Source organism: Streptomyces sp. NPDC046909 (genome assembly GCF_040644695.1).
In the GTDB taxonomy this organism is placed as follows: domain Bacteria; phylum Actinomycetota; class Actinomycetes; order Streptomycetales; family Streptomycetaceae; genus Streptomyces.
On record NZ_JBEYXC010000009.1, the window covers coordinates 368508 to 395278 of the forward strand.

Annotated in this window: 26 protein-coding genes; 10 read left to right on the plus strand and 16 right to left on the minus strand. The window is 71.5% G+C overall.

The genetic code is table 11. The features are described from left to right. Positions 1 to 19: 19 nt before the first annotated feature. Positions 20 to 592, minus strand: coding sequence for an XRE family transcriptional regulator (locus ABZ928_RS29930; RefSeq protein ID WP_361525550.1), 573 nt, complete (start codon positions 590 to 592; stop codon positions 20 to 22). 93 nt (positions 593 to 685) lie between these two features. Here ABZ928_RS29930 and ABZ928_RS29935 point away from each other — a divergent pair, with 93 nt between their 5' ends. Beyond that, on the plus strand, positions 686 to 1543 hold the full coding sequence (locus tag ABZ928_RS29935) for a DMT family transporter (RefSeq protein ID WP_361525553.1): 858 nt from the start codon (positions 686 to 688) through the stop codon (positions 1541 to 1543). A 36-nt stretch (positions 1544 to 1579) separates the two neighbouring features. Here ABZ928_RS29935 and ABZ928_RS29940 read toward each other — a convergent pair whose 3' ends face one another. Then, positions 1580 to 2332: an acyltransferase gene (locus ABZ928_RS29940; protein WP_361525556.1), complete on the minus strand. Its 753-nt coding sequence runs from the start codon at positions 2330 to 2332 to the stop codon at positions 1580 to 1582. A 109-nt stretch (positions 2333 to 2441) separates the two neighbouring features. On the opposite strand from ABZ928_RS29940, the gene ABZ928_RS29945 reads away from it, so the two are divergent. Next, positions 2442 to 2969 carry a gamma carbonic anhydrase family protein gene (locus tag ABZ928_RS29945; RefSeq protein ID WP_361525558.1) on the plus strand — a complete coding sequence of 176 codons (528 nt, stop codon included), beginning with the start codon at positions 2442 to 2444 and terminating at the stop codon, positions 2967 to 2969. 25 nt (positions 2970 to 2994) lie between these two features. Here ABZ928_RS29945 and ABZ928_RS29950 read toward each other — a convergent pair whose 3' ends face one another. The 4 genes from ABZ928_RS29950 to ABZ928_RS29965 form a co-directional block, all read right to left on the minus strand. Further along, complete coding sequence (locus tag ABZ928_RS29950) at positions 2995 to 3639, minus strand: DedA family protein (protein ID WP_361525561.1); 645 nt, start codon at positions 3637 to 3639, stop codon at positions 2995 to 2997. 69 nt (positions 3640 to 3708) lie between these two features. After that, positions 3709 to 5262, minus strand: coding sequence for a carboxylesterase family protein (locus ABZ928_RS29955; protein WP_361525564.1), 1554 nt, complete (start codon positions 5260 to 5262; stop codon positions 3709 to 3711). Continuing rightward, a complete protein-coding gene (locus ABZ928_RS29960; RefSeq protein WP_361525567.1) occupies positions 5259 to 7721 on the minus strand; it encodes a glycoside hydrolase family 3 N-terminal domain-containing protein in 2463 nt (820 codons plus the stop codon). The genes ABZ928_RS29955 and ABZ928_RS29960 overlap by 4 nt, the downstream gene beginning before the upstream one ends. A gap of 263 nt (positions 7722 to 7984) precedes the next feature. Beyond that, the gene (locus tag ABZ928_RS29965) at positions 7985 to 9859 is read right to left on the minus strand and encodes an RICIN domain-containing protein (protein WP_361525867.1); all 1875 of its coding nucleotides are present in this window, start codon (positions 9857 to 9859) and stop codon (positions 7985 to 7987) included. 275 nt (positions 9860 to 10134) lie between these two features. On the opposite strand from ABZ928_RS29965, the gene galU reads away from it, so the two are divergent. Next, on the plus strand, positions 10135 to 11082 hold the full coding sequence (gene galU, locus ABZ928_RS29970; protein ID WP_361525570.1) for a UTP--glucose-1-phosphate uridylyltransferase GalU: 948 nt from the start codon (positions 10135 to 10137) through the stop codon (positions 11080 to 11082). Positions 11083 to 11197: 115 nt separating this feature from the next. Here the strand turns inward: galU and ABZ928_RS29975 are convergent, their stop codons facing one another. Further along, positions 11198 to 11650: a DUF4442 domain-containing protein gene (locus ABZ928_RS29975; protein ID WP_361525573.1), complete on the minus strand. Its 453-nt coding sequence runs from the start codon at positions 11648 to 11650 to the stop codon at positions 11198 to 11200. Positions 11651 to 11799: 149 nt separating this feature from the next. On the opposite strand from ABZ928_RS29975, the gene ABZ928_RS29980 reads away from it, so the two are divergent. From ABZ928_RS29980 to ABZ928_RS29990, 3 genes are all read left to right on the plus strand, one after another. Beyond that, positions 11800 to 12828, plus strand: a complete 1029-nt coding sequence (locus ABZ928_RS29980) for a hypothetical protein (RefSeq protein WP_361525575.1) — start codon at positions 11800 to 11802, stop codon at positions 12826 to 12828. Between the two features lie 70 nt (positions 12829 to 12898). Beyond that, positions 12899 to 13957 carry a hypothetical protein gene (locus ABZ928_RS29985; RefSeq protein ID WP_361525578.1) on the plus strand — a complete coding sequence of 353 codons (1059 nt, stop codon included), beginning with the start codon at positions 12899 to 12901 and terminating at the stop codon, positions 13955 to 13957. Between the two features lie 89 nt (positions 13958 to 14046). After that, a complete protein-coding gene (locus ABZ928_RS29990) occupies positions 14047 to 15348 on the plus strand; it encodes an MFS transporter (RefSeq protein WP_361525581.1) in 1302 nt (433 codons plus the stop codon). Here ABZ928_RS29990 and ABZ928_RS29995 read toward each other — a convergent pair. The 3 genes from ABZ928_RS29995 to ABZ928_RS30005 all read right to left on the minus strand — a co-directional run bounded on the left by ABZ928_RS29995 (position 15310) and on the right by ABZ928_RS30005 (position 18400). Then, complete coding sequence (locus ABZ928_RS29995) at positions 15310 to 16155, minus strand: fused MFS/spermidine synthase (protein ID WP_361525584.1); 846 nt, start codon at positions 16153 to 16155, stop codon at positions 15310 to 15312. The genes ABZ928_RS29990 and ABZ928_RS29995 overlap by 39 nt on opposite strands. Positions 16156 to 16252: 97 nt before the next feature. Further along, positions 16253 to 17422 (minus strand): elongation factor Tu, encoded by a 1170-nt coding sequence (tuf, locus tag ABZ928_RS30000; RefSeq protein ID WP_361525587.1) that lies wholly within the window; start codon positions 17420 to 17422, stop codon positions 16253 to 16255. A gap of 255 nt (positions 17423 to 17677) precedes the next feature. Beyond that, complete coding sequence (locus tag ABZ928_RS30005; protein ID WP_361525588.1) at positions 17678 to 18400, minus strand: DNA alkylation repair protein; 723 nt, start codon at positions 18398 to 18400, stop codon at positions 17678 to 17680. Positions 18401 to 18449: 49 nt separating this feature from the next. Here ABZ928_RS30005 and ABZ928_RS30010 point away from each other — a divergent pair, with 49 nt between their 5' ends. Beyond that, on the plus strand, positions 18450 to 19217 hold the full coding sequence (locus ABZ928_RS30010) for a VTT domain-containing protein (protein ID WP_361525590.1): 768 nt from the start codon (positions 18450 to 18452) through the stop codon (positions 19215 to 19217). A 100-nt stretch (positions 19218 to 19317) separates the two neighbouring features. Here the strand turns inward: ABZ928_RS30010 and ABZ928_RS30015 are convergent, their stop codons facing one another. Beyond that, positions 19318 to 20487: a thiolase family protein gene (locus tag ABZ928_RS30015; RefSeq protein WP_361525593.1), complete on the minus strand. Its 1170-nt coding sequence runs from the start codon at positions 20485 to 20487 to the stop codon at positions 19318 to 19320. 94 nt (positions 20488 to 20581) lie between these two features. Between ABZ928_RS30015 and ABZ928_RS30020 the strand changes: the two genes are divergently transcribed. Further along, positions 20582 to 21049, plus strand: a complete 468-nt coding sequence (locus ABZ928_RS30020) for a helix-turn-helix domain-containing protein (protein WP_361525596.1) — start codon at positions 20582 to 20584, stop codon at positions 21047 to 21049. 37 nt (positions 21050 to 21086) lie between these two features. Here the strand turns inward: ABZ928_RS30020 and ABZ928_RS30025 are convergent, their stop codons facing one another. From ABZ928_RS30025 to ABZ928_RS30040, 4 genes are read right to left on the minus strand one after another with little or no spacing between them, the layout of a single operon-like run. Next, positions 21087 to 21875 carry an alpha/beta fold hydrolase gene (locus ABZ928_RS30025; RefSeq protein WP_361525599.1) on the minus strand — a complete coding sequence of 263 codons (789 nt, stop codon included), beginning with the start codon at positions 21873 to 21875 and terminating at the stop codon, positions 21087 to 21089. 52 nt (positions 21876 to 21927) lie between these two features. After that, positions 21928 to 22635 (minus strand): cupin, encoded by a 708-nt coding sequence (locus ABZ928_RS30030; RefSeq protein WP_361525870.1) that lies wholly within the window; start codon positions 22633 to 22635, stop codon positions 21928 to 21930. Continuing rightward, positions 22629 to 23555 (minus strand): PmoA family protein, encoded by a 927-nt coding sequence (locus ABZ928_RS30035; protein WP_361525602.1) that lies wholly within the window; start codon positions 23553 to 23555, stop codon positions 22629 to 22631. The genes ABZ928_RS30030 and ABZ928_RS30035 overlap by 7 nt, the downstream gene beginning before the upstream one ends. Then, positions 23552 to 24697: a Gfo/Idh/MocA family oxidoreductase gene (locus ABZ928_RS30040; protein ID WP_361525605.1), complete on the minus strand. Its 1146-nt coding sequence runs from the start codon at positions 24695 to 24697 to the stop codon at positions 23552 to 23554. The genes ABZ928_RS30035 and ABZ928_RS30040 overlap by 4 nt, the downstream gene beginning before the upstream one ends. Positions 24698 to 24967: 270 nt before the next feature. Between ABZ928_RS30040 and ABZ928_RS30045 the strand changes: the two genes are divergently transcribed. Together ABZ928_RS30045 and ABZ928_RS30050 are read left to right on the plus strand one after the other, a co-directional pair. Next, positions 24968 to 25843 (plus strand): undecaprenyl-diphosphate phosphatase, encoded by an 876-nt coding sequence (locus ABZ928_RS30045; protein ID WP_361525608.1) that lies wholly within the window; start codon positions 24968 to 24970, stop codon positions 25841 to 25843. 109 nt (positions 25844 to 25952) lie between these two features. Further along, entirely contained in the window at positions 25953 to 26132 is a 180-nt protein-coding gene (locus ABZ928_RS30050) for a hypothetical protein (RefSeq protein ID WP_361525611.1), read from the plus strand. 15 nt (positions 26133 to 26147) lie between these two features. Here ABZ928_RS30050 and ABZ928_RS30055 read toward each other — a convergent pair whose 3' ends face one another. Continuing rightward, complete coding sequence (locus tag ABZ928_RS30055) at positions 26148 to 26735, minus strand: hypothetical protein (protein WP_361525614.1); 588 nt, start codon at positions 26733 to 26735, stop codon at positions 26148 to 26150. Between the last annotated feature and the right edge of the window lie 36 nt (positions 26736 to 26771).

A 26771-nucleotide genomic window follows, 5' to 3' on the forward strand; every position in this document is an offset into this window, starting at 1 on the left:
TCGGCACGCTAACAGGAGGTCATTGCACGCTGGGCACCGAGACGGCCAGCACCATCTCCATCGGTACGTCGCCCTCGTTAGCGTAGGTGTGCGCGGCGCCGGCCTCGAAGGTGACGCTGGAGCCCGCCGGGACTCGGTAGTCGGTGCCCTCGACCGTGAGGGTCAGTTCCCCTGCCGAGACATGGGCGATCTCGACCGTGCCGACGGGGTGCGGATCGGAGCTGCTGCTCTCGCCCGGCATCAGCCGCCAGTCCCACATCTCCAGCGGCCCCGGGGCCTCGGCGCCCGCGAGGAGCCGGCTGAAGCTGCCCGCGTCGGTGTGCCAGAGCCGTACGACCTGGTCGGGCGGGACGACCCGGACCTTGGGGCCCTGCTCGTAGTCGAGGAGGGTGGTGATGCTGATGCCCAGCGCGTCACCGATCTTCACGACGGTGCCGAGGCTCGGGTTGGTGCGGGCCTGCTCGATCTGGATGAGCATGCCGCGGCTGACTCCGGCCCGGGCGGCGAGTGTGTCCAGGGTGAAGCCCCGCTCGGTGCGCCAGCGCTTGACGTTGCGCGCCAGGGACTGGGTCAGCAGGTCGAGGTCCGACACGTCACGTCCAATATTTTGTATGCGAGAGTACAGGTGAATGAACTACGGTGGGGTGCACCCGATCGTCCACCGAACTGTACTGCGAGGCACCCCGTGACAGCACTCTTCGCCCTGGCCACAAGCCTGCTGTGGGGCCTGGCCGACTTCGGCGGCGGACTGCTGACCCGGCGCACCCCCGCGCTCACCGTCGTGGTGGTCTCGCAGTCGATCGCGGCGGCCGTGCTCGGCGTGATCGTGACCGTCACCGGCGCCTGGAGCGAGGCCGGACCGCGGCTGTGGTTCGCGGTCGCCGCCGGTCTGGTCGGTCCTGTCGCCCTGATCTGCTTCTACAAGGCGCTCGCGCTCGGCCCGATGGGCGTCGTCTCCCCGCTCGGCACCCTCGGTGTGGCCGTCCCGGTCGGCGTGGGGCTCTTCCTCGGCGAGCGTCCCGGGCCGGCGCAGTTCGCGGGGATCGGGGTCGCGGTCGTCGGCGTCGTCCTCGCGGGCGGTCCGCAGCTCAGGGGCGCGCCGGTGCAGCGGCGGACCATCCTGCTCACCCTGGTGGCGGCCTTCGGCTTCGGCACGGTGTTCGCCCTGATCGCGGAGGCGTCGACCACCCTGACCGGCCTCTTCCTCGCCCTCTTCGTCCAGCGCCTCACGAACGTGGCCGTGGGCGGCGCCGCCCTGTACGCCTCCGTCCGCAAGGGCGCCCCCGCCCTCCCGGCCGACGGCTTCCCCTGGGCCTCGCTCCCCGCGCTGGCCTTCGTCGGCCTCGCGGACGTCGCGGCCAACGGCACCTACGCGGTCGCCGCCCGCCTCGGCCCGGTCACCGTCGCCGCCGTACTCGCCTCGCTCTACCCGGTCGTGACCGCCCTGGCCGCCCGCGGCTTCCTCAGCGAACGCCTCCGCACGATCCAGGCGGCCGGCGCGGGCCTGGCCCTGGTCGGCACGCTGCTCCTGGCGACCGGCTGACCCGGCCCACTGATCCGACCGGCCGATCCGACCGGCTCAGTCCATCTCGGCGAGCCTCGCCGCCGTCTCCTCGTCCAGCCCGGCCAGCGCGTTCAGCTGCTCGGGCGTGACCCCCTCCGGTATCGGCACCGGCGCCGGCGTCCGCAGCGGCGGCTGCCATCCGTCGTCGGGCGTCCACCGCCGTACGACACGGGCGGGCGCCCCCGCCACCACGGCATGGTCGGGCACCGCACCGCGCACCACCGCCCCGGCCGCCACGACCACGTTCCGCCCGATCCTCGCCCCCGGCAGGATCACCGCACCGGTCCCGATCCAGCAGCCGGGCCCGATCTCCACCGGCTCCATCCGCGGCCACTGCTTGCCGATGGGCTCGTGCGGATCGTCGTACGAGTGGTTCGTGGACGTGACGTAGACGTACGGCCCGAAGTAGCAGTCGCTGCCGATGGTGACCGTCGTGTCGGCGATGACATGGCTGCCACGGCCCAGGACGACCCCGTCCCCGATCCGCAGGATCGGCTCCGGCCCCAGATCCAGGTCGGGCATCAGACCCGCCGTCAGCGTGACCTGCTCGCCGACGATGCAGTGGGAGCCCACATGGATCCACGGCTCCCCGAACACCGTGCCCAGCGGGAACGCGAGCCTGCTGTGCTCGCCCAACGCGCCGAACCGGAAACGCCCCGGGTGCTCGGCGGTGACGGAACCCGTCCGCTGCACCCAGGCCCAGCCCGCGTGGACGGCGCGCTGGACGAGGCGTCGCCGCCAGGATGAGAACGTGTTCTTCTTCGGCACGAGGTCACGGTACTCAGGCTGAGGTGAGCCGAAGGGCGCCGAGGCCTGTGATCTTCACCCCACCGGCGTGGCGTACGGTGCGGTTGTTGGCGACGACGAGGAGAAGGCGATGACGCACCAGCCCTTGATCACGGGCATCGGCGGCCGGGAACCGAAGATCGACGCGGAGGCCTTCGTGGCCCCCACGGCATCGGTCATCGGCAACGTCACCCTGGAGGCGGGGGCGAGCCTCTGGTACGGGGCCGTGGCCCGGGGCGACGTCGAGCGGATCTCCGTCGGCGCGCAGAGCAACATCCAGGACAACTGCACCCTCCACGCCGACCCCGGGTTCCCCGTGACGATCGGCGAGCGGGTGTCCGTAGGTCACAACGCCGTGGTGCACGGGGCGACCGTCGAGGACGACTGCCTGATCGGCATGGGAGCGACGGTGCTCAACGGCGCGGTGATCGGGGCGGGTTCACTGGTGGCGGCCCAGGCGCTGGTCCCGCAGGGGATGCGGGTGCCGCCGGGCTCGCTGGTGGCGGGCGTACCGGCGAAGGTGAGGCGTGAGCTGACGGAGGAGGAGCGTCAGGGCGTCACACTGAACGGCACCCTGTATGCGGACCTGGCGAAGGCGCACGGCGAGGTGCACGGATAGGTTGTACGGCGGCTGCGGGCGGGGCTCACTCTCCGGCGAGAACCGGTTCCGCCTCCTGCTGTGCGGCTTGCGCCTTCTTCGCCTTGCGCTTGACCACCAGCATCGACGCCAGGCCGAACAGCACCGCCGCCACCAGCCCCAGCCACGAGAACCGCTTCAACCAGGACTCGGCGACGACACCGACGTAATAGATGACCGCCGTCGTACCGCCCGCCCAGATGATCCCGCCGAGCACATTGGCGATGAGGAACTTCCAGTACGGCATCCGCAGCACACCCGCGAGCGGCCCCGCGAAGATCCGCAGCAGGGCGACGAAGCGGCCGAAGAAGACGGCCCACATGCCCCACTTCTCGAAGGACCGCTCGGCCGTGGCGATATGGCCCTCGCTGAAGTGCTTGGGGAACTTGGCGCCCAGCCAGGCGAGCAGCGGGCGTCCGCCCTTGCGGCCGATCGCGTAGCCGATGGAGTCGCCGATGACCGCGCCGGCGCTGGCGCAGGCGCCGAGGATGACGGGGTTGATGTCCCCGTGCTGGGAGGCGAGCAGCGCGGAGGAGACCAGGATGATCTCGCCCGGCAGCGGAATGCCCAGGCTCTCCAGGCCGATGACCAAGCCCACGAGCAGGTAGATGCTGACCGCGGGTACGGTCTCGAGCCATTCCTGGACGTGCACCGCCGGTACCTCCCTGTCGTCCCCGGGTGTGCGCGCCGGTCGGGGCGCACACCCGGGGAGCCTACCGGGTCAGCGCGCCCCCTCGGTGCCCCAGAGGTCGCACTGGTGTTCTGTGCGCACAGCCGTGCTCAGCGCGTTACCGCCTCTTGAAGACGTCTTGAGCGAGAGCACGGTTCCCGGGCCGCCGGGCATCGCGGGCTGGCCGGTCGCCCGCGGTACTCCGCCGCGGACGAAGGAGCCCCAGTACTGGACCATCTGCCGGGCCAGCACCTTCTGCTCGGCGTTCAGCGGGGACTCCAGGCCGAAGTGCTTGAAGAGGTACTGGACCTCGTTGACATGGGTCGCGCCGAAGTCGAAGTCGGTCCTCAGGTTGCGGAGTGAGGCGAAGGGCGGGGAGGTGCGGTCGGCGAACTCGTACGTGTAGACGGGGCCGCGTCCGGAGAGCACGTCGTCGAGGCGCAGCGCGCTGCACGCGAAGAGCGCGTCGCCCAGGGCGGTGGCGTAGCCGATCGTCGGGGTCGGGTAGGCGGAGACCGGGTACCGCTGGAGTGCCCGCTCGCCGAACTCCTCGCGCATGACCGTCGGGTACTGCTCGGCCGTGAGCGGGTTCCCGCCGAGGTCGAAGCGGGCGAAGGCGAAGAGGCGGCCCTCGTCCTGGTTGGCCCCGTTCATCACGGGCACCCCGGCCGAGGCGCCCGCGGCGAGGGCCTCCGCCGGCTGCCGGGGCAGGAAGGTGCCGCCGGTCACCGGGCCCCAGTCGAACTCCCCCTGGGCGGCGAGGATTTCGGCCGCCGACCTGCCGCGCAGACACGCGACCGTCTCGCACCCGAGCTTGCGCGCGAACTCGGCGCCCTGGCTCACGGCCGCCTCATGCGTGCGGGCGCCGCAGTCGTCGTACGCCCCGCTCTCGATGACGCCCGCCCGGAACAGGCCCTTCGCGGTGGGTGAAGCGAGCTGGGTGCAGACGGAGCGGCCGCCCGCGGACTCGCCGGCGATGGTGACGCGGCCCGGGTCGCCGCCGAAGCGGCCGATGTTGGCGCGCACCCAGCGCAGCGCGGCCTGCTGGTCGAGCATGCCGAAGTTGCCGGAGACGCCGTCGGCGGTCTCGCCGTCGAGTCCGGCGGTGGCGAGGAAACCCATGGCTCCCAGGCGGTAGTTGACGGTCACGACGACCGTGCCGGTCTGCCGGGCGAAGGTGTCGGGCACGATGTCCTGGCCGGCTCCGGCGGTGAGCCCGCCGCCGTGGAACCAGACCAGGACCGCGCGCCGGGCCGAGCCCTGGGGGACGTACACGTTGAGGTCGAGACAGTCCTCGGTGTGCGAGGGCTGCTCGTATCCCGGGTCCCAACTCGACGTCTGTACGCACTTGTCGACGAAGTCCTGTGCCGTACGCACCCCTTGCCACGGCCGGACCGCTCTCGGCTCCTTCCAGCGAAGCTTCCCGACGGGCGGTTCGGCGTACGGGATGCCGAGGAACTGCCGTCCCTCGGCGGTGACTTCGCCCCGCACCAGGCCCGCTGCCGTGCGGACCACGGGGTCGGCCCCGCCGAGGGCCTGTGCGGGCGCGGGCACGGTGAACGCGGCCGCGAGTGCCGTCAGGGCGACGGCGATCCGGCGTATCACTTGGTCACCTCCGCGGTGGTCCGGAGTCGCAGGTCACCGGAGGACGCGCCGATCCACACGGTCCGGCGGCCGGTGCCGAGCACCCAGTCGTGGGTCTTGGGGTTCCAGGAGGAGAGGGTGCGCGCGGCGATGGTCACGGTGATCCGCTTGCGCTCCCCCGGTCGCAGGGCGAGCCGCCGGTAGCCGCCCAACACCCGTACCGCCTGGTCGAGTCGGAGGTCGGGGGACTTCCCCACGTACACCTGGGGCACCGCGATGCCCTCGCGCCGCCCGGTGTTGCGGACGCCGAAGCTCACGGCGAGGCCGCGGCGGTTCCAGTGCGCGGCCGGTTCGTCGTAGACGAAGGAGGTGTACGACAGTCCGTGGCCGAAGGGGAACAGGGGCCGCACGCCTTCGGCGTCGTACCAGCGGTAGCCGACGTGGATGCCCTCCGAGTACTCCTCGGTGCCGTCGACGCCCGGGTAGCGGCGCGGGTCGCCGGCGACCGGGTGGTGGTCGTCGTCCACGGGGAAGGACTGGGTGAGCCGGCCGCCGGGGTCGGTGTCGCCGAACAGGACGGCGGCGGTGGCGGCCGCGCCCTCCTGGCCCGGGTAGTACATCTGGAGCACGGCCCCGGTGCGCTCCAGCCAGGGCATCGACGTCGAGGACGAGGTGTTGAGGACGACGGTCGTGCGCGGGTTCGCCGCCGCGACCGCCTCGATGAGCCGCTCCTGATGGCCGGGGAGGGCGATCGTGGTGCGGTCCTGGCCCTCGGTGGCGTCCTCGTAGGCGAACAGGACGACATGGCGGGCGGCCTTCGCCGCCTTCACGGCCGCGGCGACGTCCGCGGCCCGGGTCGCGCCGGTGACACGGCGCAGCCGGAACGTCTGGCCGGTGTCGCCGCCCTTCGCGGTGATCTTCACCGTGTGCGCGCCTGCGGCGAGTTGCACGGTCTTGCGGCGCACGAGAAGGCCGTCGGGCGCGGCCGAGACCAGTCCGCCCGCGAAGTACTCGCCCCAGCCGGGCTGCACCGGGAAGAGGTCCTCGCCGTCGAGCAGCACCTTCGGGCGGGACGGGGGCGTGCCGGTGTAGTGGATGACGAAGGTCCACTCGTCGGCGTCGGAGAGGGTGAGCGTCCCGTCGTACGTCCACTCCGCGCCCGCGGCGACCTTGTGGCCCTCGGTGTCGAGGGCCGGGCTCAGCGCCGACGCGGGGATCGCCTTGCCGTAGAGGTCCTCGCCGAGCGCGTACGTCACCTCACGCGCGCGTGCCTTGATGGCGTCGAGGGGGCTGCCGGCGTGGTCGGGGACGACATGGGCGCTGCCGCCGCCGCTGACGAAGGGCAGGGAGCCGGTCGGGCCGATCACCGCGACGGAGCCGTCGGTCAGGGGCAGGGTGCGGTGGGTGTTGCGGAGCAGGGTCGCGCCCGCCTTGGCGACCTCCAGGGCGACGGCCGCGCCCGCCTTCGCGTCGCGCGCGGGGCGCGGGGGCGCGCTGCCGTCGAGGAGGCCGAAGCGGTCCATGACGGAGAGGATCCGGCGTACGGAGCGGTCGACCTGGTGCTCGGGCACGCTGCGGTTCTCGACCGCCTTCTTCAGCGCCGCGCCGAAGTAGCTGCCGTTGGGCATCTCCATGTCGAGGCCGGCGGCGAGGGCCTTCTTGGTGCTGTGGGCGGCGTACCAGTCGGTCATCACCCAGCCGTCGAAGCCCCAGCGGTCGCGCAGGACGTCGGTGAGGAGGGCCTTGTTCTCGCAGGCGTAGGTGCCGTTGACCTTGTTGTAGGCGCCCATCACCGCGCCCGCGCCGACACCGACGGCGGCCTCGAAGCCGCGCAGTTCGCTCTCGTGCAGGGTCTGCTCGTCGACCCGCACGTCGATGGACATGCGGTCCTTCTCCTGGTTGTTCATCGCGTAGTGCTTGACGGTGGCGACGAGCCCCTCGCCCTGGATGCCCTCGATCTCGGCGGCGACCAGGTCGGCGGAGAGCAGCGGGTCCTCGCTGAACGTCTCGAAGTTGCGGCCCGCGTAGGGGGTGCGGATGAGGTTGACCATCGGGGAGAGCAGGACGTCCTGGCCGAGGGCGCGGCCCTCGTGTCCGATGACCCGGCCGTAGCGGCGGGCCAGGTCCGGGTCGAAGGCGGAGGCCAGCAGAACGGGGGCGGGGAGCGCGGTGGCGTGCTGGGTCACGCGGACGCCGGCGGGGCCGTCGGCGAGGCGGAGCGGGGGGATGCCGAGGCGTTCGACCCCGGGGACGTAGCCCGCCTGGCCGAGGGAGGCGGGGTCGGTGGCGCCGTGCAGGAGGGAGATCTTCTCGTCGAGGGTGAGCTTGGCGATGAGGCCTTCCACCCGGGGTCCCGCGCCCCGGTCGGGTCTGTCCAGGGCGTGCGCGGGCGGGGTCAGTCCGCTGGTCGCCGCCGTGGCGACGGCGATCGCTCCGCCCAGCAGACGCAGGGCCGATCGCCGGGAGACGGTGTCGGTCATGAGCCGTCACTCCTTCGGTGTGCGGGCACTTCTTTGTGAACCGCTGGGGGTGCCCCCTCTGGGGGAGCGCTCCGGCGTCCCGGTCGCGTTCGGTATCTGAACGCACTATGCGTCAGGTCGGACCTGACGCTTCGTCGGACACCACGGGCGCGGCGGGAAAACTATGACCGTTGGTGACTCGTGTCAATGAGCCGAACAGGAAACACCGGGATGCCGACAAGAACCGAAGAAGAGGGGCCGCCTCCGGAGAGGCGGCCCCTGGGTCAGCGAAGGACGGAGTCGAGCCCCGTGTCGACGGTTTCCAAGACGGTTTCCACGACCGGGACGGTTTTCACGACGGGGACGGTCTCCACGACGGGCAGCGACACCGGCGCCGGCAGCGGGTCGAGGATGCCCGGATCCTCGGGCTCCTCGTGGTGGCCGACCTGGGCCATACGCGGCTGGTGCTGCTCCGGCGCATGGCCGCCCGGTTCGTCCGGTTCATCCGGACGCGGGGATGCGGCAGGGGGTGACTCCGAGGAGAGGCCTGGCTCTCGCGGCTGCTCCTTCCCCTCCTTCTCTTCGTCCTCCGGCGCCTGGGTCTTCTCCCGAGGTTCCGCCGCCGCCCCACGCGCCCCTTCGAGCAGCCACCGCTGACCGGCGGAGCCGTCCCGCTCGGTGACGACGACGTCGGCGCCCTTGCCGGGGGCGACGACCAGTCCCTTGTGCCAGCGGAGCAGGAGTTCGCCGCGCACGGTGAGGTCGTACTGGACCTCACCGGCGTGCACCAGGCATCCGTCGAGGAGGACCGAGCCCTTGCCGGTGTCGGCGTCGAGGCAGAGCGCGGGGTCGGCGAGGCTGCGGAGCAGGCCGTCGTCCTGGTAGGTCCACTGCTGGGACACGGCGGAGGAGCAGGCCGCGAGCACGGCGGCGACACCCACCGCGGCCCGGTCTCCGCGGAGGTCGAGGCAGAGCCCGGTGTCACGGCTGCGGAGTCTGCCGTGGCCGAGCTCCACGGGATCGCTCGCGAAGGCGGCCGACGGGGAGGCGGCGGCCGAGGGCTTCTCGTCGGGGCCGGGCACGATGTCGTTGCCGCTGGGCGCTCCCCAGGTGGCGTGCGGGTCGGGGACACCGTTGTCATCGGACCAGCCCTTGGCCGCGAGGACGGTGGCGAGCAGGGCGAGGGAGGTCAGGCCGACGACGAGGGCGGCCTTCCCACGCCGCCCGGGTACGAGGCGGCGGCCGGGCGGTGCGGGCCGGTGGCGGCCGCCGGGTCGCGGGCGTCCGGCCGATGCCGGGCGGTCGCCGCCGCGGCCGGGCCGGGAGTCGAGATAGCGGCGGGCGCCCCAGCCGAGCACGGTCTCGGCGAGCAGGGTCTCCAGACCGCCCTCGAAATGGCTGAGCTGTTCGGCGGCGTGCCGGCAGTAGCGGCACTCCATCAGATGGTGCTGGACATCGGGCAGCAGGGCGCCGCCGCGGCGAATGGGGACGTCGAGGAGCCGGTTGTAGAAGCGGCAGTCCTTGGACGGCGCGAGTTCCCGGTGGGCCCGGACGCAGCCCTCCCGGAATTGGTCGCGGGCCTGTTCCAGCGCGTCCGCCGCCCGGGCGTTGTCGACCCCCAGCAGACCGGCCGGTACGGATATGGGCTCGGCCTCGACCTCGACATGCCACAAGAGGCATTGCGAGGCTCCCGGAAGGGCCTGGAATGCGCGCTCGGCGAGCTGTCGCCTTTCGGGGGTGACCCCGCGCGCGGCGCGCAGTCCGCGGCCTCCGGTCGGCTTGCCCAGTTCGGGCAGCGCCTCCGAAACACTCTCCTGCGCGGACCACTCCTTCACCGTGTCCCGTACGGCGGCGAGGAGTTGAGGCCGGACCGCGCCGCCGCCCGCCCGGTCGAGCACCCGGTGGAAAGCGGCGGCAGCCACGAGCTCCGCCGAACTGGACGAGGAGGCAAGACAGATGACCGCGTATTCATGGGTCGCACGCCAATGCCGGGCGAGCAGCAGGGCTACGGCGCGGTCGCCGCCCTCGGCCCCGCCCAATTGGGCGACGAGATTACGGTCGGACTCCCCCGGACTCGCTCCGGGCCGCGGCGGATAGGGGGGTCTTGGGGGGTATGGGGATTGCACGGAACCATTTCCTTCCAAGCCACGGGACGGCATGGTCATGGCACGTCGGGCGGTCACTTTCGCACACGCGATTCACAGGAAACAAGAAGTTCGAGTGACCAATGTTCAAAACGCTTCGCATTCAGATAAGTTACCGACGGTATCCGCACCCGCATTCGAAATCGGAGCGCGACAGCCGCCCAAGTTGTGCGCACACAAAGACAGTTGGTCCACGAAATCTCCAACTTTCGCGGCCTCACGCCCGACGCACAGCGCACTCCCATGCGTCTCCCGGGAAGCTCTCATTCCCGTCCGCAAGCATGGCCCGCATGACCGTCCCCCACACTCCCGCCCACCCCACGCCCGGCCGCCCCGTACGCAAGGCGGTCGTCCCGGCCGCCGGGCTCGGCACCCGGTTCCTGCCCGCGACCAAGGCGACGCCGAAGGAGATGCTGCCGGTCGTCGACAAGCCGGCCATCCAGTACGTCGTCGAGGAGGCCGCCGCGGCCGGTCTGGACGACGTCCTCATGATCACCGGCCGCCACAAGCGGGCCATCGAGGACCACTTCGACCACGCCTTCGAACTCGAGCAGGCCCTCGCCGCCAAGGGCGACACCGTCCGCCTCGACGCCGTACGCGACCCGGCCCGCCTCGCCAACATCCACCACATCCGGCAGGGCGAGCCCCTCGGCCTCGGCCACGCGGTGCTCTGCGCCCGCAGGCACGTCGGCGCCGAGCCCTTCGCCGTCCTGCTCGGCGACGACCTCATCGACCCGCGCGAGACGCTGCTCAGCGAGATGCTCGACGTCCGCGACGAATACGGCGGCAGCGTGGTCGCCCTGATGGAGGTGCCCCGCGAGCAGATCCACCTCTACGGCTGCGCGGCCGTGGAGGCGACCGACGACAAGGGGGTCGTCCGGGTGACCGGCCTCGTCGAGAAGCCGTCCCCCGAGAACGCGCCCAGCAGCTACGCGGTCATCGGCCGGTACGTCCTCGACCCGGCGGTCTTCGGCACCCTGGAGCGCACCCCGCCCGGCCGCGGCGGCGAGATCCAGCTCACCGACGCCCTCCAGGAACTCGCCGCGGGCGGCACCGTGCACGGGGTCGTCTTCGACGGACTGCGCTACGACACCGGCGACAAGGCCGACTATCTGCGCACGGTGGTCCGGCTGGCCTGCGACCGCCCCGACCTGGGCCCCGAATTCCTGGCCTGGCTCAAGGAGTTCGTCGTGACGGCGGAGACCGGCGCGGCCGACCGCCGACGGTTCGCGGCCTGACCGCACGCACTTCGCGACCTGAGGCACACACTTCGCGGCCCGGCCGCATATGGCTCAGGGCATACGAAGGGGCCCCGGCAGCGCCCGGCCGGGGCCCCTTCGTGCGAAGCCGCGCTCAGCCGTTGGGACGCAGCGTCCAGACGACGGTCATCTCGCCGGTCACCGCACCATCCGCACGGCGGATCTCGATCGCCACCGGGAACTCGGGCCGCTGCCCCGCGTCCAGTTCGGCGACGACCTCGGCGGCGGGGCGCCCGAGCGTCGCGGTGGCGGTGACGGCGCCCATCGCGAGCTTCTTGTACGCGATCTCGGCGCGGACGGCGAGCGGGACGGCACGCGAGAGCTGCTCCCCGAAAGCGGCGAGGACGATCGCCCCGCTGGCGCTCTCGCCGAGCGTGAACATGGCGCCGGCGTGCGGGCCGCCCACGTGGTTGTGGTACTCGCCCTGGTCCGGCAGGGAGACCACGGCCCGCTCCTGCGAGGTCTCCAGGAACTCGAGGTTCAGGGTCCGGGCCATGGGCACCGTGGCGGACAGCATCTCGCCGATCGACATCTGGTCTGCGCTCATGAGGAGCATGTTACCCACGAGTAGCCTCGGGTGGCCAGGGCGGTGTGACGAGCGTCGTACGTGAAGATCCTGCGTACGGTGCGGCTGTTCCCGCCCTGACAAGGGTCGGTGACCACTTCGGTGCACAGCCGCCACTAAGGTGGCTGCCCATGTGGCCAGGACAGCAGCCGCCCGGGGGCGAGCAGAACCCGCAGGACCAGCACAATCCGTATCAGCAGCCGGGGTACCAGCAGCCGAATCCGTATCAGCAGCCCGGCTATCAGCAGACGCCCAACCCCTACGGGCAGCAGCCGCAGTGGGGCGCCCCGACCGTGCCCCAGCAGCCGCAGACGCCGCCGGGCGGAGGTGGCGGCAACCGTACGAGGATCACGGCGATCGTGGCCGCGCTGGCCGTGGTCGTCGCGGCCGGGGTGACCGGCTTCCTGGTCCTGGGCGGCGACAAGGACGACGAGGCGGACGGCGGCTCGGGCGGCAGGAGCAGCCAGTCGGCGGACCCGTCCAAGTCCACCGCCACGGACCCCTCCGCGTCGGCCTCCGGCTCGGACGACAACCCGCGGGGCGGCGAGGCGGAGAAGGCGACGATCGACGGCTGGAAGGTCGTCGTCAACCCCAAGTGGGGCACGGCCTTCGATGTCCCGGCGGACTGGAAGGTCGAGTCACCGGGGATGATCATCGGCTTCGAGGAGGACAACGCCAAGGCCGGTGACAAGCCCATCATCACCATGTCGGCGCCGGCGTACCTCAAGGAGCAGTGGTGCACCTCCGACGACGACAAGGACGGTGACAAGGAGGACACCGCCCTCGCCACCGCGGGCACCAAGGGCGCGAACGGCGCCAAGGACACCGACGAGGTCGCGATCAACCAGGTCGCGTGGTGGGTGTACGGCGGCTACACGCAGCCCGACAAGAAGAGCATCACGCTCGACGAGAAGGCCAAGGCGTTCACGACGACCTCCGGCGTCAAGGGCAGCATCGCCTGGGCCCGTTCGAAGAACACGCCCCAGAAGGGCAAGTGCGCGACCGACGGCAAGGCGGTCACGTTCGGGTTCAAGAACTCGGCCGGTGACTATGTGGCGTTCAGCCTGTACGGCGCCACGGGCGTCGAGGACGAGCTCCCGGACTCGACGATCATGAAGATCCTGGGCACGGTACGGCTGCACGGCGAGCCGACGGGCTGATCCCGGGGGAGGCCGGTCGCATCCTGGATGCGCCTGCACCGGCCTCCCGGCCCCTCTATCGTTACCGGCCATGTGGCAAGGACAGCAGCCGCCCGGGGGCGAGCAGAACCCGCAGGACCAGCAGAACCCGTATCAGCAGCCGGGCTACCAGCAGCCGAATCCGTACCAGCAGCCGGGCTATCAACAGCCCAACCCGTATGGGCAGCAACCGGGTTACCCGCAACCCGGGCAGCAGCAGCCCACCCCCTACGCGCAGCAGCCGCAGTGGGACATACCCCAGCCCCCGCAGGCTCCGCAGGGCGGTGGCGGGGGTGGCGGGGGCGACCGTACGAAGGTCGTCGCGATCGTGGCGGCGCTGGCCGTGGTCGTCGCGGCCGGGGTGACCGGCTTCCTGGTCCTGGGCGGCGACAAGGACGACAAGGCGGACGGCGGCGGCGACCCGACGCAGAGTGCCACGTCCTCCGCGTCCGCGTCGGTGAGCCCGAGCGGTGGCGACAACCCGCGGGGCGGTGAGGGGGCGAAGGCGACGATCGACGGCTGGAAGGTCGTGGTCAACCCGAAGTGGGGCACCGCCTTCGACGTCCCGGCGGACTGGCAGGTCGACACTCCGGGCACGTTCATCGGCTACGAGGACGACAAGAAGGGCGACGGCTCGGTCCTCATCGGCATGTCCGCTCCGGCCTACGTGCAGGAGAAGTGGTGCACGTCCGACTCCGACAAGGACGGCAGCACCAGCGACAAGGCGCTCGGCACGGCCGGCACCAAGGGCCAGAACGGCGCCAAGAACACCGGCGACGTCGCCCGCAACGACTCCGCCTGGTGGGTGTTCGGCGGCTACACCGACCAGAAGGACGCCTCCAAGAAGCTGCTGAAGATCGGTACGCCGACGTCGTACACCACGGCCTCGGGCGTCGAGGGCAGTGTGGCCACGACCTACTCGTCGGGTGTGGCGAAGAAGGACAAGTGCGACTCCGACGGCAAGGCGACGACGTTCGCGTTCAAGAACTCCGCGGGTGACTTCGTCGCCTGGACCTTCCACGGGGTGAAGGGCACCTCGGACGAGGTGCCGGACGCGACGATCCAGAAGATCCTCAGCACGGTCCGCCTGTACGGCGAGCCCACAGGGTGAGGAACTGGCTGACAGGCCGGATACCCGGCGCTTCGAGGCTGTCCTGAATTGGTTTGGCAAGTCGGGGCCGGTACGGGGATAGTCGGCCGGTGACCTCCGCCGACGCCCCGATACGCCGCCGCAGACCCGACTGGGCGGGCCGCAACTACAGCCTGCTGACCTCCGCCGCCTTCGTCACCAACCTGGGCAGCCAGGGCGCGCTGATCGCCGCCGCGTTCGCCGTCCTGGAGTCGGGCGGCGACGGCGGTGACGTGGGCCTGGTGGCCGCCGCGCGGACGCTGCCGCTGGTGGTGTTCCTGCTGATCGGCGGCGCGGTCGCGGACCGGCTGCCCCGGCACCGGGTGATGGTCGCGGCGAACTCCCTTAACTGTGTGTCGCAGGGCGCCTTCGCGGTGCTCGTCCTCGCCGGGGATCCGCAGCTGTGGCAGATGATGCTGCTGACCGCGCTGGGCGGCACCGGGCAGGCGTTCTTCAGCCCGGCCGCCGAGGGCATGCTGCTGTCCTCGGTCTCCGGTGAGCAGGCGGGCCGGGCCTTCGCGGTGTTCCGGATGGCGATGCAGGGCGCGGCCCTGGGCGGGGCGGCGCTGGGCGGGGCGATGGTCGCCGCGATCGGCCCGGGCTGGGTGCTCGCGGCGGACGCGGCGGCGTTCGCGGTGGCGGGAGCGATGCGCTCCTTCCTCGACGTGAGCCACATCCCGCCGCGCGCACCGGGCGGCGGCATGCTCGCCGACCTGCGGGAGGGCTGGCAGGAGTTCAGCAGCCGCCCCTGGCTGTGGGGCATCGTCGTACAGTTCTCGATCGCGAACGCCGTCGTGGCCGCCGCCGACGCGGTGTACGGCCCCCTCGTGGCCCGCGACCACCTCGGCGGAGCGGGCCCCTGGGGCCTCGCCCTGGGCTTCTTCGGCGCGGGCACGGTCGCCGGCGCCCTCCTGATGACCCGCTGGAAACCTCGCCGCCTCCTCCTCTGGGGCACCCTCTGCGTCTTCCCCCTGGCCCTCCCCTCAGCCGCCCTCGCGATCCCGACCTCGGTCACGGTCCTGTGCACGCTGATGTTCCTGACCGGCGTGACCCTGGAGGTCTTCGGCGTCAGCTGGATGACCGCCCTCCACCAGGAGATCCCCGAGGACAAGCTCTCCCGGGTCGCCGCGTACGACTGGTTCGGCTCGGTCGCGATGGTCCCCCTGGCCACCGCGCTCGCCGGACCGGCGGAGTCGGCGTTCGGCCGCTCCAACGCGCTGTGGGGCTGCGCGACCATGGTCGTGCTCGTGACGGCTGCCGTCCTGTGCGTCCCGGACGTACGCAACCTCAAACGACGCACCAAGCCGGTGACCCAGTCCGCCGCCGAAGCCGAGTCAGCCGATGCCGAACGCCCCGTCGGGGGGCTCGGGTGACGGTACGGCGTCCTCGTCCCGCACGGGCCGCGCGCCTCGGATGAACGCTCGCAGGGCCGCCCCGTGCTCGACGCGCGCGGGGAAGGCGTCGGAGGCGGTGAGCCGGGCCAGCGCACCGGTGTCGAAGGGCTGCCGGGCGGCGACCACCACGGCGTTCCCGAACCGCCGCCCCCGCAGCACCCCCGGCTCGGCGATCAGCGCGAGCTCCGGGAACACGGTGCCGAGGGTGGCGAGTTGGGAGCGGAGGAAGGCGAAGGGCGCGGAGTCGGCGAGGTTGGCCAGGTAGGCACCCCCGGCCCGGAGCACCCGCTCGACCTCCCTCACATACCCGACGGACGTCAGGTGGGCGGGAACCCGCGAGCCGCCGAAGACGTCGGCGACGAGCACGTCCGCGGAGTCGGCGGGCGCCGCCTCCAGCCAGGCCCGCGCGTCGGCGGCGTGCACGGTGATCGACGCCCCGTCGGGTAGCGGCAGATGCTCCACGACCATCTCCAGCAGCCCCCGGTCGAACTCCACGACGTCCTGCCGGGAGCGGGGCCGGGTGGCGGCGACGTACCGGGGCAGCGTCAGCGCGCCGCCCCCGAGGTGCAGTACGTCGAGCGGTCGCCCCTCCGCCGCGACGGTGTCCAGGACATGACCGAGCCGCCGCGCGTACTCGAACTCCAGATGCGCCGGCTCGTCCAGGTCGACGTACGACTGAGGAGCCCCGTCGACGGTGAGCAGCCAGGCCCGCGGCCGATCGACATCGGGCATGAGCTTGGCGAAGCCATGATCAACGGCACGGGCGACGGGAAGGGACTCGGTCACCTGCCCATTGTGCCTGCGCTGCACGCCCCAAAGGAGCGCGGGGAACTGCGCGACCAGCCACAACGGCAGCGCAGTCCCCCACTCACCGAACCCCCCCTCACACGACGGCGGTCACGGTCCCCGCCCCGACGGTCCGCCCACCCTCACGGATGGCGAACCCGAGCCCGGGCTCAAGCGGCACCTCCCGCCCCAGCTCGACGGTCATGGTCACCGTCTCCCCGGGCCGAGCCACCGCCACCTCACCGAGGTCGACGTCCCCGACCACATCCGCCGTACGGATGTAGAACTGCGGCCTGTACCCCGTGGAGACAGGCGTCGTACGACCCCCCTCACGGGACGACAGCACATACACCTGCGCCGAGAACCGCCGTCGCGGCTCGACGGACCCCGGCGCCGCGACAACATGCCCCCGCCGCACCGCGTCCCGCGGCACCCCCCGCAGCAGCAACGCCACGTTGTCCCCGGCCTGCGCCTCGTCCATGGGCTTGCCGAAGGTCTCCAGACCGGTGACGACGGTCTCGACCTCGGCCCCGAGCACTTCGACCCGGTCACCCACTTTCACGGTTCCCCGCTCGACCGCGCCGGTGACGACCGTCCCCCGCCCGGTGATGGTGAGCACGTTCTCGACCGGCAGCAGGAACGGCGCGTCCAAGTACCGCTCCGGCATGGGCACATACGTGTCCACCGCGTCGAGCAGCGCCTCGATGGACGCCGTCCACCGAGGGTCGCCCTCCAGCGCCTTGAGCCCGGAGACCCGTACGACGGGCACCGCGTCCCCGCCGTACCCCTGCGAGGTGAGCAGGTCACGGACCTCCAGCTCGACGAGGTCGATGAGCTCCTCGTCGCCCGCGTCGGCCTTGTTGAGGGCGACGACGATGTGGTCGACGCCCACCTGCCGGGCGAGCAGCACGTGTTCGGCGGTCTGCGGCATGATCCCGTCGAGCGCGGAGACGACGAGGATCGCCCCGTCGAGTTGCGCGGCGCCGGTGACCATGTTCTTGACGTAGTCGGCGTGGCCCGGCATGTCCACGTGCGCGTAGTGCCGGGTGTCGGTCTCGTACTCGACGTGCGCGATGTTGATGGTGATGCCGCGCGCCGCCTCCTCCGGGGCCCGGTCGATGCGGTCGAACGGGACGAAGGTGCCGGCGCCGCGGTCGGCGAGGACCTTGGTGATGGCGGCGGTCAGGGTGGTCTTGCCGTGGTCGACGTGACCCATGGTGCCGATGTTCAGATGCGGTTTGGTGCGCACGTAAGCCGTCTTGGGCATGGCGATACCTCGAAGCCTCTAAGTGTGGAGAGCGGGGACCCCTGAGGACTCGCCGACCCTCCCCCTGCGGGGTCCGCCGGACAATCCGGAGAGGGTCAGCTTCGGGCGCCGTCGACGGCCGTCAGGAAAACGGGAACGGCAGCCTTCGGTGCATCCGCGACTGCGGATGCTGCGAGGTGGAAGGCGTGCCGGAACATGTGGTCGATCATTGCCGACGCCTCGCCCGGCGTCGAATGGTTTTCAGGGGTACGGACTTCAGGCGCCGATGTTCTTGAGCGCTTCCCGCACCGACAGCGGCGCGAAGCGTCCCTTCTCGCGCGCGAGGAACGCCCGTACGGCCTCGGGGTCGGTCTTGGCGTACTCACGCAGCGCCCACCCGATCGCTTTGCGGATGAAGAAATCGGGGTGCCCGGACTGGCGCAGACAGTAGGTGAAGAGGCGTTCGGAGTCGGTGCGTTCCTTGTAGCGCAGCTGGTGGAGGAGCGCGGTGCGGGCGATCCACAGGTCGTCGTCGACGATCCAGGCGTCCATGTCGGCGGCCAGGGCCGGATCGGCGGCCACCAGCGCACCCACGACATGGGCGGCGAGCAGGTCGACGGTGTCCCACCAGGGGACGGTGGAGACGAGGTGCCTGGCCACCGGCAGGAAGCCGGAGGAGAGCACGCGCGCGTGGCGGCGCAGATGGTCGACGGCGAAGTACTGGTACTCGCGCTCGGGCAGCTCCCAGCAGCGCAGCGCGATCGCCGTGCAGTCCGTCTCGTCGGGGCGGGGAGTGCCCTCCAGGACGCTCCGGGACAGGGCCCGGCGCACGGGGGTGGTGAGGCCGAGGAAGGGGGCCACGTCCTTCATGTACGCGCGCATGGGCACGGCCCGCGCCGGGTCGGCCGCGGCGCCGTACGTGGCCGTGAGTCGCTCCAGGACGGTGTCCGCGAGAGTGCTGCGCGGCACCGAGAGAGATCCCACACCTGTGACGCTCATGAGACGAACCATACGGCGATCACACACATCGGTCGGTTAGTGTCACCGGATGCTCGATGCCACCACCCGCTCTGGGGGCACCGCCACGGCCGCTCCCCCGGCCGCCGCCACGGAGCTCGCCCTCACCGCACCGGTCCCGGCCGGCGCCACCGCCCGCTGGACGAGAGTGCTGCTCTCGCCCTGGTCACGGCTGTCCCTGCTCGTCGCGCTGCTCGTGGCGGCCGCGTCGACGGTACTGCTCTTCGAGCCCCAGCGGCTGCTGGCGGACGGCTGGCCACCCCAGCTCGGCGGCGCGGCCGCGGCGGTGGTCTTCGCGGGGGCGTACGGCCTCTGCGCGGTGGCGTTCGTACCGCGCCCCCTGCTGAACCTCGCGGCCGGCGCGCTCTTCGGCTCCCAGCTGGGCATCGGCGCCGCCCTGGCGGGCACGGTCCTGGGCGCCGGCATCGCCTTCGCCCTGGGCCGGGTACTGGGCCAGGACGCCCTCCGCCCCCTGCTGCGCGGCCGCCTCCTCCAGGGCGCGGACAGCCAGCTCAGCCGCCACGGCTTCCGCTCGATGCTGGCGATCCGCCTGTTCCCCGGCGTCCCCTTCGCCGCCGCCAACTACTGCGCCGCGGTCTCCCGCATGGGCTACGTCCCGTTCCTCGTGGCAACGGCCCTCGGCTCGATCCCGAACACGGCGGCGTACGTGGTGGCGGGTGCACGGGCGTCGACACCGACGTCCCCGGCGTTCCTGATCGCGATGGCGGTGATCGCGATACCGGCGCTGGTGGGAGCGGCGGTGGCATGGCGCAAGCGCCACCATCTCCGGGGGCGCTGAAGTCGCCGGGCTCTGGAGCGCCCCGTTAGGGGCGCGGGGCTGTATCAATTTGCGGCTCCGCCGCGTGGGCGCGACCAGCCCCCACGGCCCGCAGCCGCCATCAGACCCTTTCGAGCACCATCGCGTTGGCGAGCCCACCCGCCTCACACATGGTCTGCAACGCATAACGCGCCCCACGCTCCCGCATCGCATGCACCAGCGTCGTCGTCAGCCGCGTCCCACTCGCCCCCAGCGGATGCCCGATAGCGATGGCCCCACCGTGCACATTGACCTTGTCCAGGTCGGCGCCGGTCTCCTGCTGCCAGGCCAGCACCACACTGGAGAACGCCTCGTTGACCTCGAACAGGTCGATGTCCTCAAGGCTCAGTGACGCCCGCCGCAACACCTTCTCCGTGGCCGGAATGACACCGGTCAGCATCAGCAACGGATCGGACCCAGTGACCGCGAAACTGTGCAGCCGCGCCAACGGCCGCAGCCCAAGACGAGCGGCCGTCTCACTGGACGTGATCAACACAGCCGACGCCCCGTCATTGATCGGACTCGCGTTGCCCGCCGTCACGTTCCACTCGATCTGCGGGAACCGCTCGGCGAACCCGGGGTCGTAGTACGCCGGCTTGAGCCCACCGAGAACCTCGGCCGTACTGGACGGCCGTACACACTCGTCCCGCCCCACCCCGTCCAGCGGAGCGACCTCCGCGTCGAACAGCCCCTTGTCCCACGCCTCGGCCGCCTTGCGATGCGAGGACACCGCGAAGGCGTCCATCTGGTCGCGCGTGATCGACCACTTCGCGGAGATGAGCTCGGCGCTGATGCCCTGCGGGACGAGCCCCTCCGGGTAGCGCTCGGCGACTCCGGGGCCGAAGGGGTCCTTGCCGGGCGGCACGTTGGACCACATGGGCACGCGGCTCATCGACTCGACACCGCAGGCGACGACGAGGTCGTACGCGCCGGAGATGACGCCCTGGGCGGCGAAGTGCACGGCCTGCTGGGAGGAGCCGCACTGGCGGTCCACGGTGGTCGCGGGGACCGTCTCCGGGAAGCCCGCCGACAGGGCGGCGTAGCGGGTGGTGTTCATGGCCTGCTCGCCGACCTGGTCGACGGTGCCGCCGATGACGTCGTCGATGAGCGCGGGGTCGACACCGGAGCGCTCGACGAGGGTGCGCAGGGTGTGCGCGAGGAGCTCGACGGGGTGGACGTGCGCGAGGGCGCCGTTGGGCTTGCCCTTGCCTATGGGGGTGCGTACGGCTTCGACGATCACTGCGTCACGCATGCTGCGGGCCTCCATGGCTACCAGTGAGTAGGAAATCCAAACTCACCATAGCTCCGTGAGTTGGAAAATCAAACCCTCCCCTAGAATTGCCGTCATGGCCGCTCCCAAAGACCCGCGCCCCTGTTCCGTCGCCGACACCCTCGCGCTCGTCGGCGAGAAGTACTCCCTCCTCGTCCTGCGCGAGGTCCTCCTCGGCAACGGCCGCTTCGACCAGCTGGTGCGCAACATCGGCGCCCCGCGCGACATCCTCGCCACGCGTCTGCGCAGGCTGGTCGACGCCGGGATCCTCACCAAGCGCGCCTACAGCGAGCGGCCGCAGCGCTTCGAGTACCGGCCCACGCAGGCGGGGCTCGAACTGGAGCCGGTGCTGATCACCCTCAAGGACTGGGGCGACCGCCATCTGCGCGACGGCGACACGCCCATGGTGATCGAGCACGTCTGCGGCAACGAGCTGGTCCCGGTCGTCACCTGCGCGACGTGCGGCGACGCGGTCCGCCACGAGGACCTCACGGCCCATCCGCAGGTCCCCGGCTGGACGGTCGCGGGCCCGGCGGTGGCGTGACGCGCACCGCGGAATTCAGGCGTGCGGGTCGCGGAACTCAGCTGTGCGCGCGGCAGAACGCCCGCACGGCCCGGTTGAACTCCGCCGGCCGCTCCAGGTTGCTCACGTGCCCCGCACCCGGGATCACCACCAGCTCGGCCCCCGGAATCGCCTCGCGGAAGGCATGGGCGACGCTCAGCGGTGAGCGCGCGTCCAGCTCGCCCCACAGCAGCAAGGTCGGCACCTCGATGCCGGGCAGCACGTCGTTCAGGTCCGTCTCGGCCATCATGGCGAGCTGCGCGCCCAGCGTCTCGGGCCGTACGTCACGCCCCATCGCGTCGAGCAGCGGCACGTACTCGGCGGGCGGTTCCCCGGCGAACAGGCCCGGCACCGTCGGATCGAACCGCTCCCGGGGCACGGCGAGCATCCGCTTCGTCCCTTCGACGCGGGCCGCCACCTCTTCCGGCGGCAGTGAGCCCTTCCAGCCGGCGTAGGTGTCGACCAGCAGCAGCGTCCTGACGACCGAGGGATGCCGGCGGTAGAGCTCAAGGACGACCGTTCCGCCCCAGGAGAGCCCGGCGACATGGGCCGGGCCGAGTCCCAGCTCCTCGATCAGCGCGGCGAGGGCGTCGGCGTAGTCCGCGAGGCCGAAGCCGGGAGGGATGCCCGAGGAGCGTCCGGAACCGGGCTCGTCCCAGGCCACGACCGTGAACTCGTCCGCCAGTCCGGTGAGTTGGGGCTGCCACATACGGGCGTACACGCCCGCGCCGTGCACGAGGACCACCAGCGGTCCCTGGCCGACGCGGTCGTAGGCGATCTCCAGCGCGCCCACCTTCACCGTGGCCATGACTCCAGGCTAGACGCCCCCGCGAACGGTGTCCCCTCGACCGCGGCGCGGCTCAGTCGCCCTGGTAGACGTCCAGCCGCCCGCACATCCCGAACCTGCCGTGCTCCGAGGGCTGTTCCGACCGTACGACGGCGTCGGCGAGGTGGGAGAGGTCGCCCCGTTCGAGACGGTCGAGCTGCTTCCCCGTGGCCGCGGCGGCCGCGGCGGCGCCCCTGAGCCACCGCTCGCGCCACTCGGCGAGCCGGGGCCGTACGAGGGCGGCGGCCGCGCGATGGAAGGCGGCGAGCCCCTCGGGGGCCTCCCGCAGCGCCCGGTAGCCCTCCAGGGCCAGGTCGCGGCGGGCCCGCGCGATCCGCTCCCGTTCCGCCTCCGGGGCGTCCGCCGGGATGGCGGTCGCGGCGGCGTACGTCTCCGGGTCGGTCAGGTGCTCCGGCGGCAGCGTGAGCACCGCGTCGCCCGCTTCCGGAAGGCCGCTGTTCTGCATGAGGACGGTGATGCGCAGATCGTCCTCGTTGACCAGCCGGTGGATGGTGCCCGGCGTGAACCGGGCGACCGTGCCGGGTACGAGGGGCGTGACCTCGTACCCGGACGTCGTGAGGGTCTGCACCGAACCCCGGCCGCCGGTGACGACGTACGCCTCCGAACAGGTCAGGTGCAGATGGGGAGTTCCGCCGGAGACACCGTCGGCGGCGGGCCAGTCGTACACGCGCAGGTGCGAGACGGCGACCCCGCCGGGCAGGCCTTCGTAAGCGGTCACCAGGGGTGTGCCTCCAGGTACTTGGCGATCTCCTCCCGCTCCCAGGCGCCGTCGGCCACGACGACGCGGTAGCGGCGGGTGAGGGTGTCGCCGGGGGCGAGTTCGAACTCGTCGTAGAAGGCCCACGAAGGGGCCACGCCGGCCCACGGCTCGTTGCGGACGAACCAGTGGGCCGGATGGGCGCCTTCGGTGCCGAGGTGGTCGTTCTCGGGGGCGTGCTCGAAGACGAGGGTGGCGTGGCCGTCGGTGCCGTCGTGCTCGCCGGAGAGGGCCAGCCAGGGGGCCTGTTCGCCGAGGAGGCCGGGGCCCTCGGCGTCCGGCGCGAGGATGCGGCCGTCGCGGAAGGCGCGCGGGCCGCGCCAGAACAGGCCGGTGTATCCGGCGAGTTCGCGCCCGGCGGTGGTGGGGCTGCCGAAGACCAGCGGTACGTCACGGCGGTTGGTGATCGCGCTGGTCCAGGTCAGCGCCCAGGAACGGGAGTTCTGGTCGACGTCGTGGATCTCGATCCGGCGCCGCTCGTCGGCCCACAGCTCGCCGCTGTACGGGTGCCAGGTGAGCCGCTCGGCGATGACGACCCGGTCGCCGTCCGCGGAGACCTCGTCGAAGCCGGCGTGGGCCATCGAGCCGACCCGCTCGGGGAGTTCGAGGTAGCCCTCGCCGTGCACGTACGAGTTGCCGCCCCACAGGTTGGCGCCCGACAGGTGCGAGGCGGTCAGGGACAGGCCCTTGTGCCAGCGGTGGTCGTTGGGCCGGTAGTCGGTGACGATGTCGCCTGCGAGCGTCCGCAGCGGGTGGATGTACGGCTTCGGGGCCTCCCAGGCCGCCTCCGGGCGGTAGACGTAGGCGAGGAGCTCGACGCCGGTGGCCGGGTCGGTCACGGTGATGCGGTCGCCGTGCGCGTGGACGATGCGCAGCCCGGTCATACGGGCACCTCCTCGCTGACGACGGGGGCCCAGCCGGGCGTGTTCCCGTGCATGGCCGTGTAGAACGGATCGCCGGGGCCGATCTCGCCCGCCTTGACCGTGACATCGGTGAACGCCGACTTGTAGAGCGCGGCGATCAGCTCCAGGCTGCCACGTCCGTCGGCGCCGCTGCTCCTCGGCCGCTCCCCCGCGCGCATGCTGGCGACGAGCTCGCGCAGCTGCTCCAGGTGCGAGCTGGGCACGTCGGCGCCGAAGTCCCGCCAGGCGGCGAGCTCTTCGGCGGGGATGCCGGGTGCCGGGGTGATGGCCCAGTTGTCGTTGCTGTGACCGTACAGATGGGTGAGTTCGACGGTCGCGCGCTCGCAGTCGATGCGGATGCGGCTGACCTCGTCGGGGCTCAGGACGCTGTTCACGACGGTCGCCAGCGCGCCGTTCTCGAAGCGGACCAGGGCGGTGGAGACGTCCTCGGTCTCCACGTCGTGCACCAGCCGCCCGGCCATGGCGCGGACCTCGCTCCACGGGCCGAGGAGGTCGAGGAGGAGGTCCATCTGGTGGATGCCGTGGCCCATCGCGGGGCCCCCGCTCTCGGTCGCCCAGCGGCCACGCCAGGGGACGGCGTAGTACGCGGTGTCGCGGTACCAGGTGGTCTGGCAGTGCGCGACGAGCGGGCGGCCCAGGGCCCTCTCGTCGAGCAGCCGGCGCACATGGCGGGTGCCTGAACCGAATCGGTGCTGGAAAACGATGGAGGAGTACGGCCCGCTCTCCACACCTTCCTCCGCCTCCACCGCGTCGTAGTCGGCCAGCGTCGGCACCGGCGGCTTCTCGCACCAGACCCAGGCCCCGGCGCGCAGCGCGGCGACGGTCTGGTCGCGGTGCAGGGTCGGCGGGGTGCAGATGCTGACGAGGTCGGGGCACTGCTCGCGCAGCATGCGGTCCAGGTCGGTGTAGGCGTGCGGGACACCGCCGGCCGCGCAGAACTCCTCGACGGCCTTGGCATCGATGTCAACGGCGGCGACCACCTCGACCTCGCCCTCCGCGGCGAGCGCGCTGAGCGCGGTCAGATGGGAGCCCCGGGCGATGGCACCGGTGCCGATGACCGCGGCCCTGATGCGACGGCCGTCGTAGGGAGTGGTGGGTGACATGGACGCGATCAGCACTCCTCGGACGAACGACGGAAAGCGCCGACATCTGCCGACCGTGCAGCAAGCGCTTTCTCTCCGCAGCAACCTAAGCGGCCGCACCCTGGCCGGTCAACAGCTCGTACCCCCTGCTCACCGGCGCCGGGCGAGCACCCTGTGCCAGGCCCGTCACTTGGGGCCGCTAGGCTGCCCTCCACACCCGTGATCACCGCGCCCTCACGGCTCGGTGTGCCCGTCGCCCTCCTCCGATCAGCGCTTGGACTTTCCACCTTCATGTCTTGGTTTGAATCCTTCATCCTCGGACTCGTCCAGGGGCTGACCGAGTTCCTCCCCGTCTCCTCCAGCGCGCATCTGCGCCTGACGGCGGCCTTCTCCGGCTGGAAGGACCCGGGGGCGGCCTTCACCGCGATCACGCAGATCGGCACCGAGGCGGCGGTACTGATCTACTTCCGCAAGGACATCGGGCGGATCATCTCGGCGTGGACCAGGTCGCTGTTCAACAAGGAGATGCGCGGCGACCACGACGCCCAGATGGGCTGGCTGGTGATCGTCGGCTCGATCCCGATCGGTGTGCTCGGTGTGACGCTCAAGGACCAGATCGAGGGGCCGTTCCGCGATCTGCGGATCACGGCGACCATGCTGATCGTGGTCGGCATCATCATCGGCATCGCCGACCGCATGGCCGCCCGCGACGAGGCGGGCGGCAAGCACCGCGCGGCCAAGCAGCGCAAGTCCCTGGAAGACCTGGGCGTGAAGGACGGCCTGATCTTCGGCCTCTGCCAGGCCTGCGCCCTCATCCCGGGCGTCTCACGGTCCGGTGCCACGATCAGCGGCGGCCTCTTCATGGGCTACAAGCGCGAGGCCGCGGCCCGCTACTCCTTCCTCCTCGCCATTCCCGCCGTGCTCGCGTCGGGGCTGTTCGAGACGAAGGACGCGCTGGAGGGCGGTCATGTCGACTGGGCTCCGACCATCTTCGCGACGGTCATCGCGTTCGTCGTCGGATATGTCGTCATTGCGTGGTTCATGAAGTTCATCTCCACCAAGAGCTTCATGCCGTTCGTCTGGTACCGCATCGCGCTCGGGATCGTCATCATCCTGCTGGTGACGTTCGGCGGGCTGAGCCCGCACGCGGCGGAGTCGGCGGGCTGACGCACAGCGGAACCAACAAGATCGCACAGCGAACTCCGTGACCCATCACATACGTTGCGCGTAGCCATTCGGTAGCGGAGTGTCAGTTCCTGCCCTTAGGCTGGTCCGCATGTTCCCCGATTCCATGGCCTCTGGTTCCGTGCGGTCTGCTGCCGAGTTAAACGAGCAGATCCGCGCGCTGTGGCTGCGAGCCGGTGGTTCGCTGTCCGCCCAGGAGCGCGAGGAGTACGAGCTGCTGGTGGTCGAGTGGGCGGCCGCGATCCGGGGGAACGTGATCGAGGCGGCCTGAACCCCCGCTCACCGCTCAGTCGTTGGCGGCGCCGTAGTGCAGGACCCCGTCGCGCGGCAGCAGATAGCCCATCCCCCGCTTCTCGGGCATCACCCCGCCCAACTCCCCGGCGTCGGCCAGCCCGGAGATGTTCCATCCGACCGCTCCGAGGCTGAAGGACGCGGTGCGGAACGCGTCCACGGCGATGGCGGCCAGCCAGTCGTCCATGACCGCGGACCGGTAGAGCGGCCGACCGTCCGAGTACCGGACCCCGACCGCGTCCAGAGCGCTCAGGGGCACCCCGAAGTCCAGCCAGTCGCCGCCACCGTCGTCGTCACCGCAGCGGACCACCATCACCTCGCACGCGACAAGCTCTCCCGACGGCAGCCGGACCCGCCCGTAGAGTCGCCCGAACTCCTCCAGCGAGGCCACCGTGCACGGCACGGACTCCTGCTCCTCCGGCTCCCGGTCGCCATGCCCATAGCAGCCCTCCGCACCCGCCGCGGTCCACACCGCGACGAGGACGGCCTCAAGCCCGGAGTCCTCCGTCGAACCGACCTCTATGCCCAGCTCGTAGCTGCCCTCGCCCCAGGACTGGTGGCGGAAGGAAGCGGCGTACGTCACCGGCCGATCATCCCCCATCACCGCCCCACCTAAGAT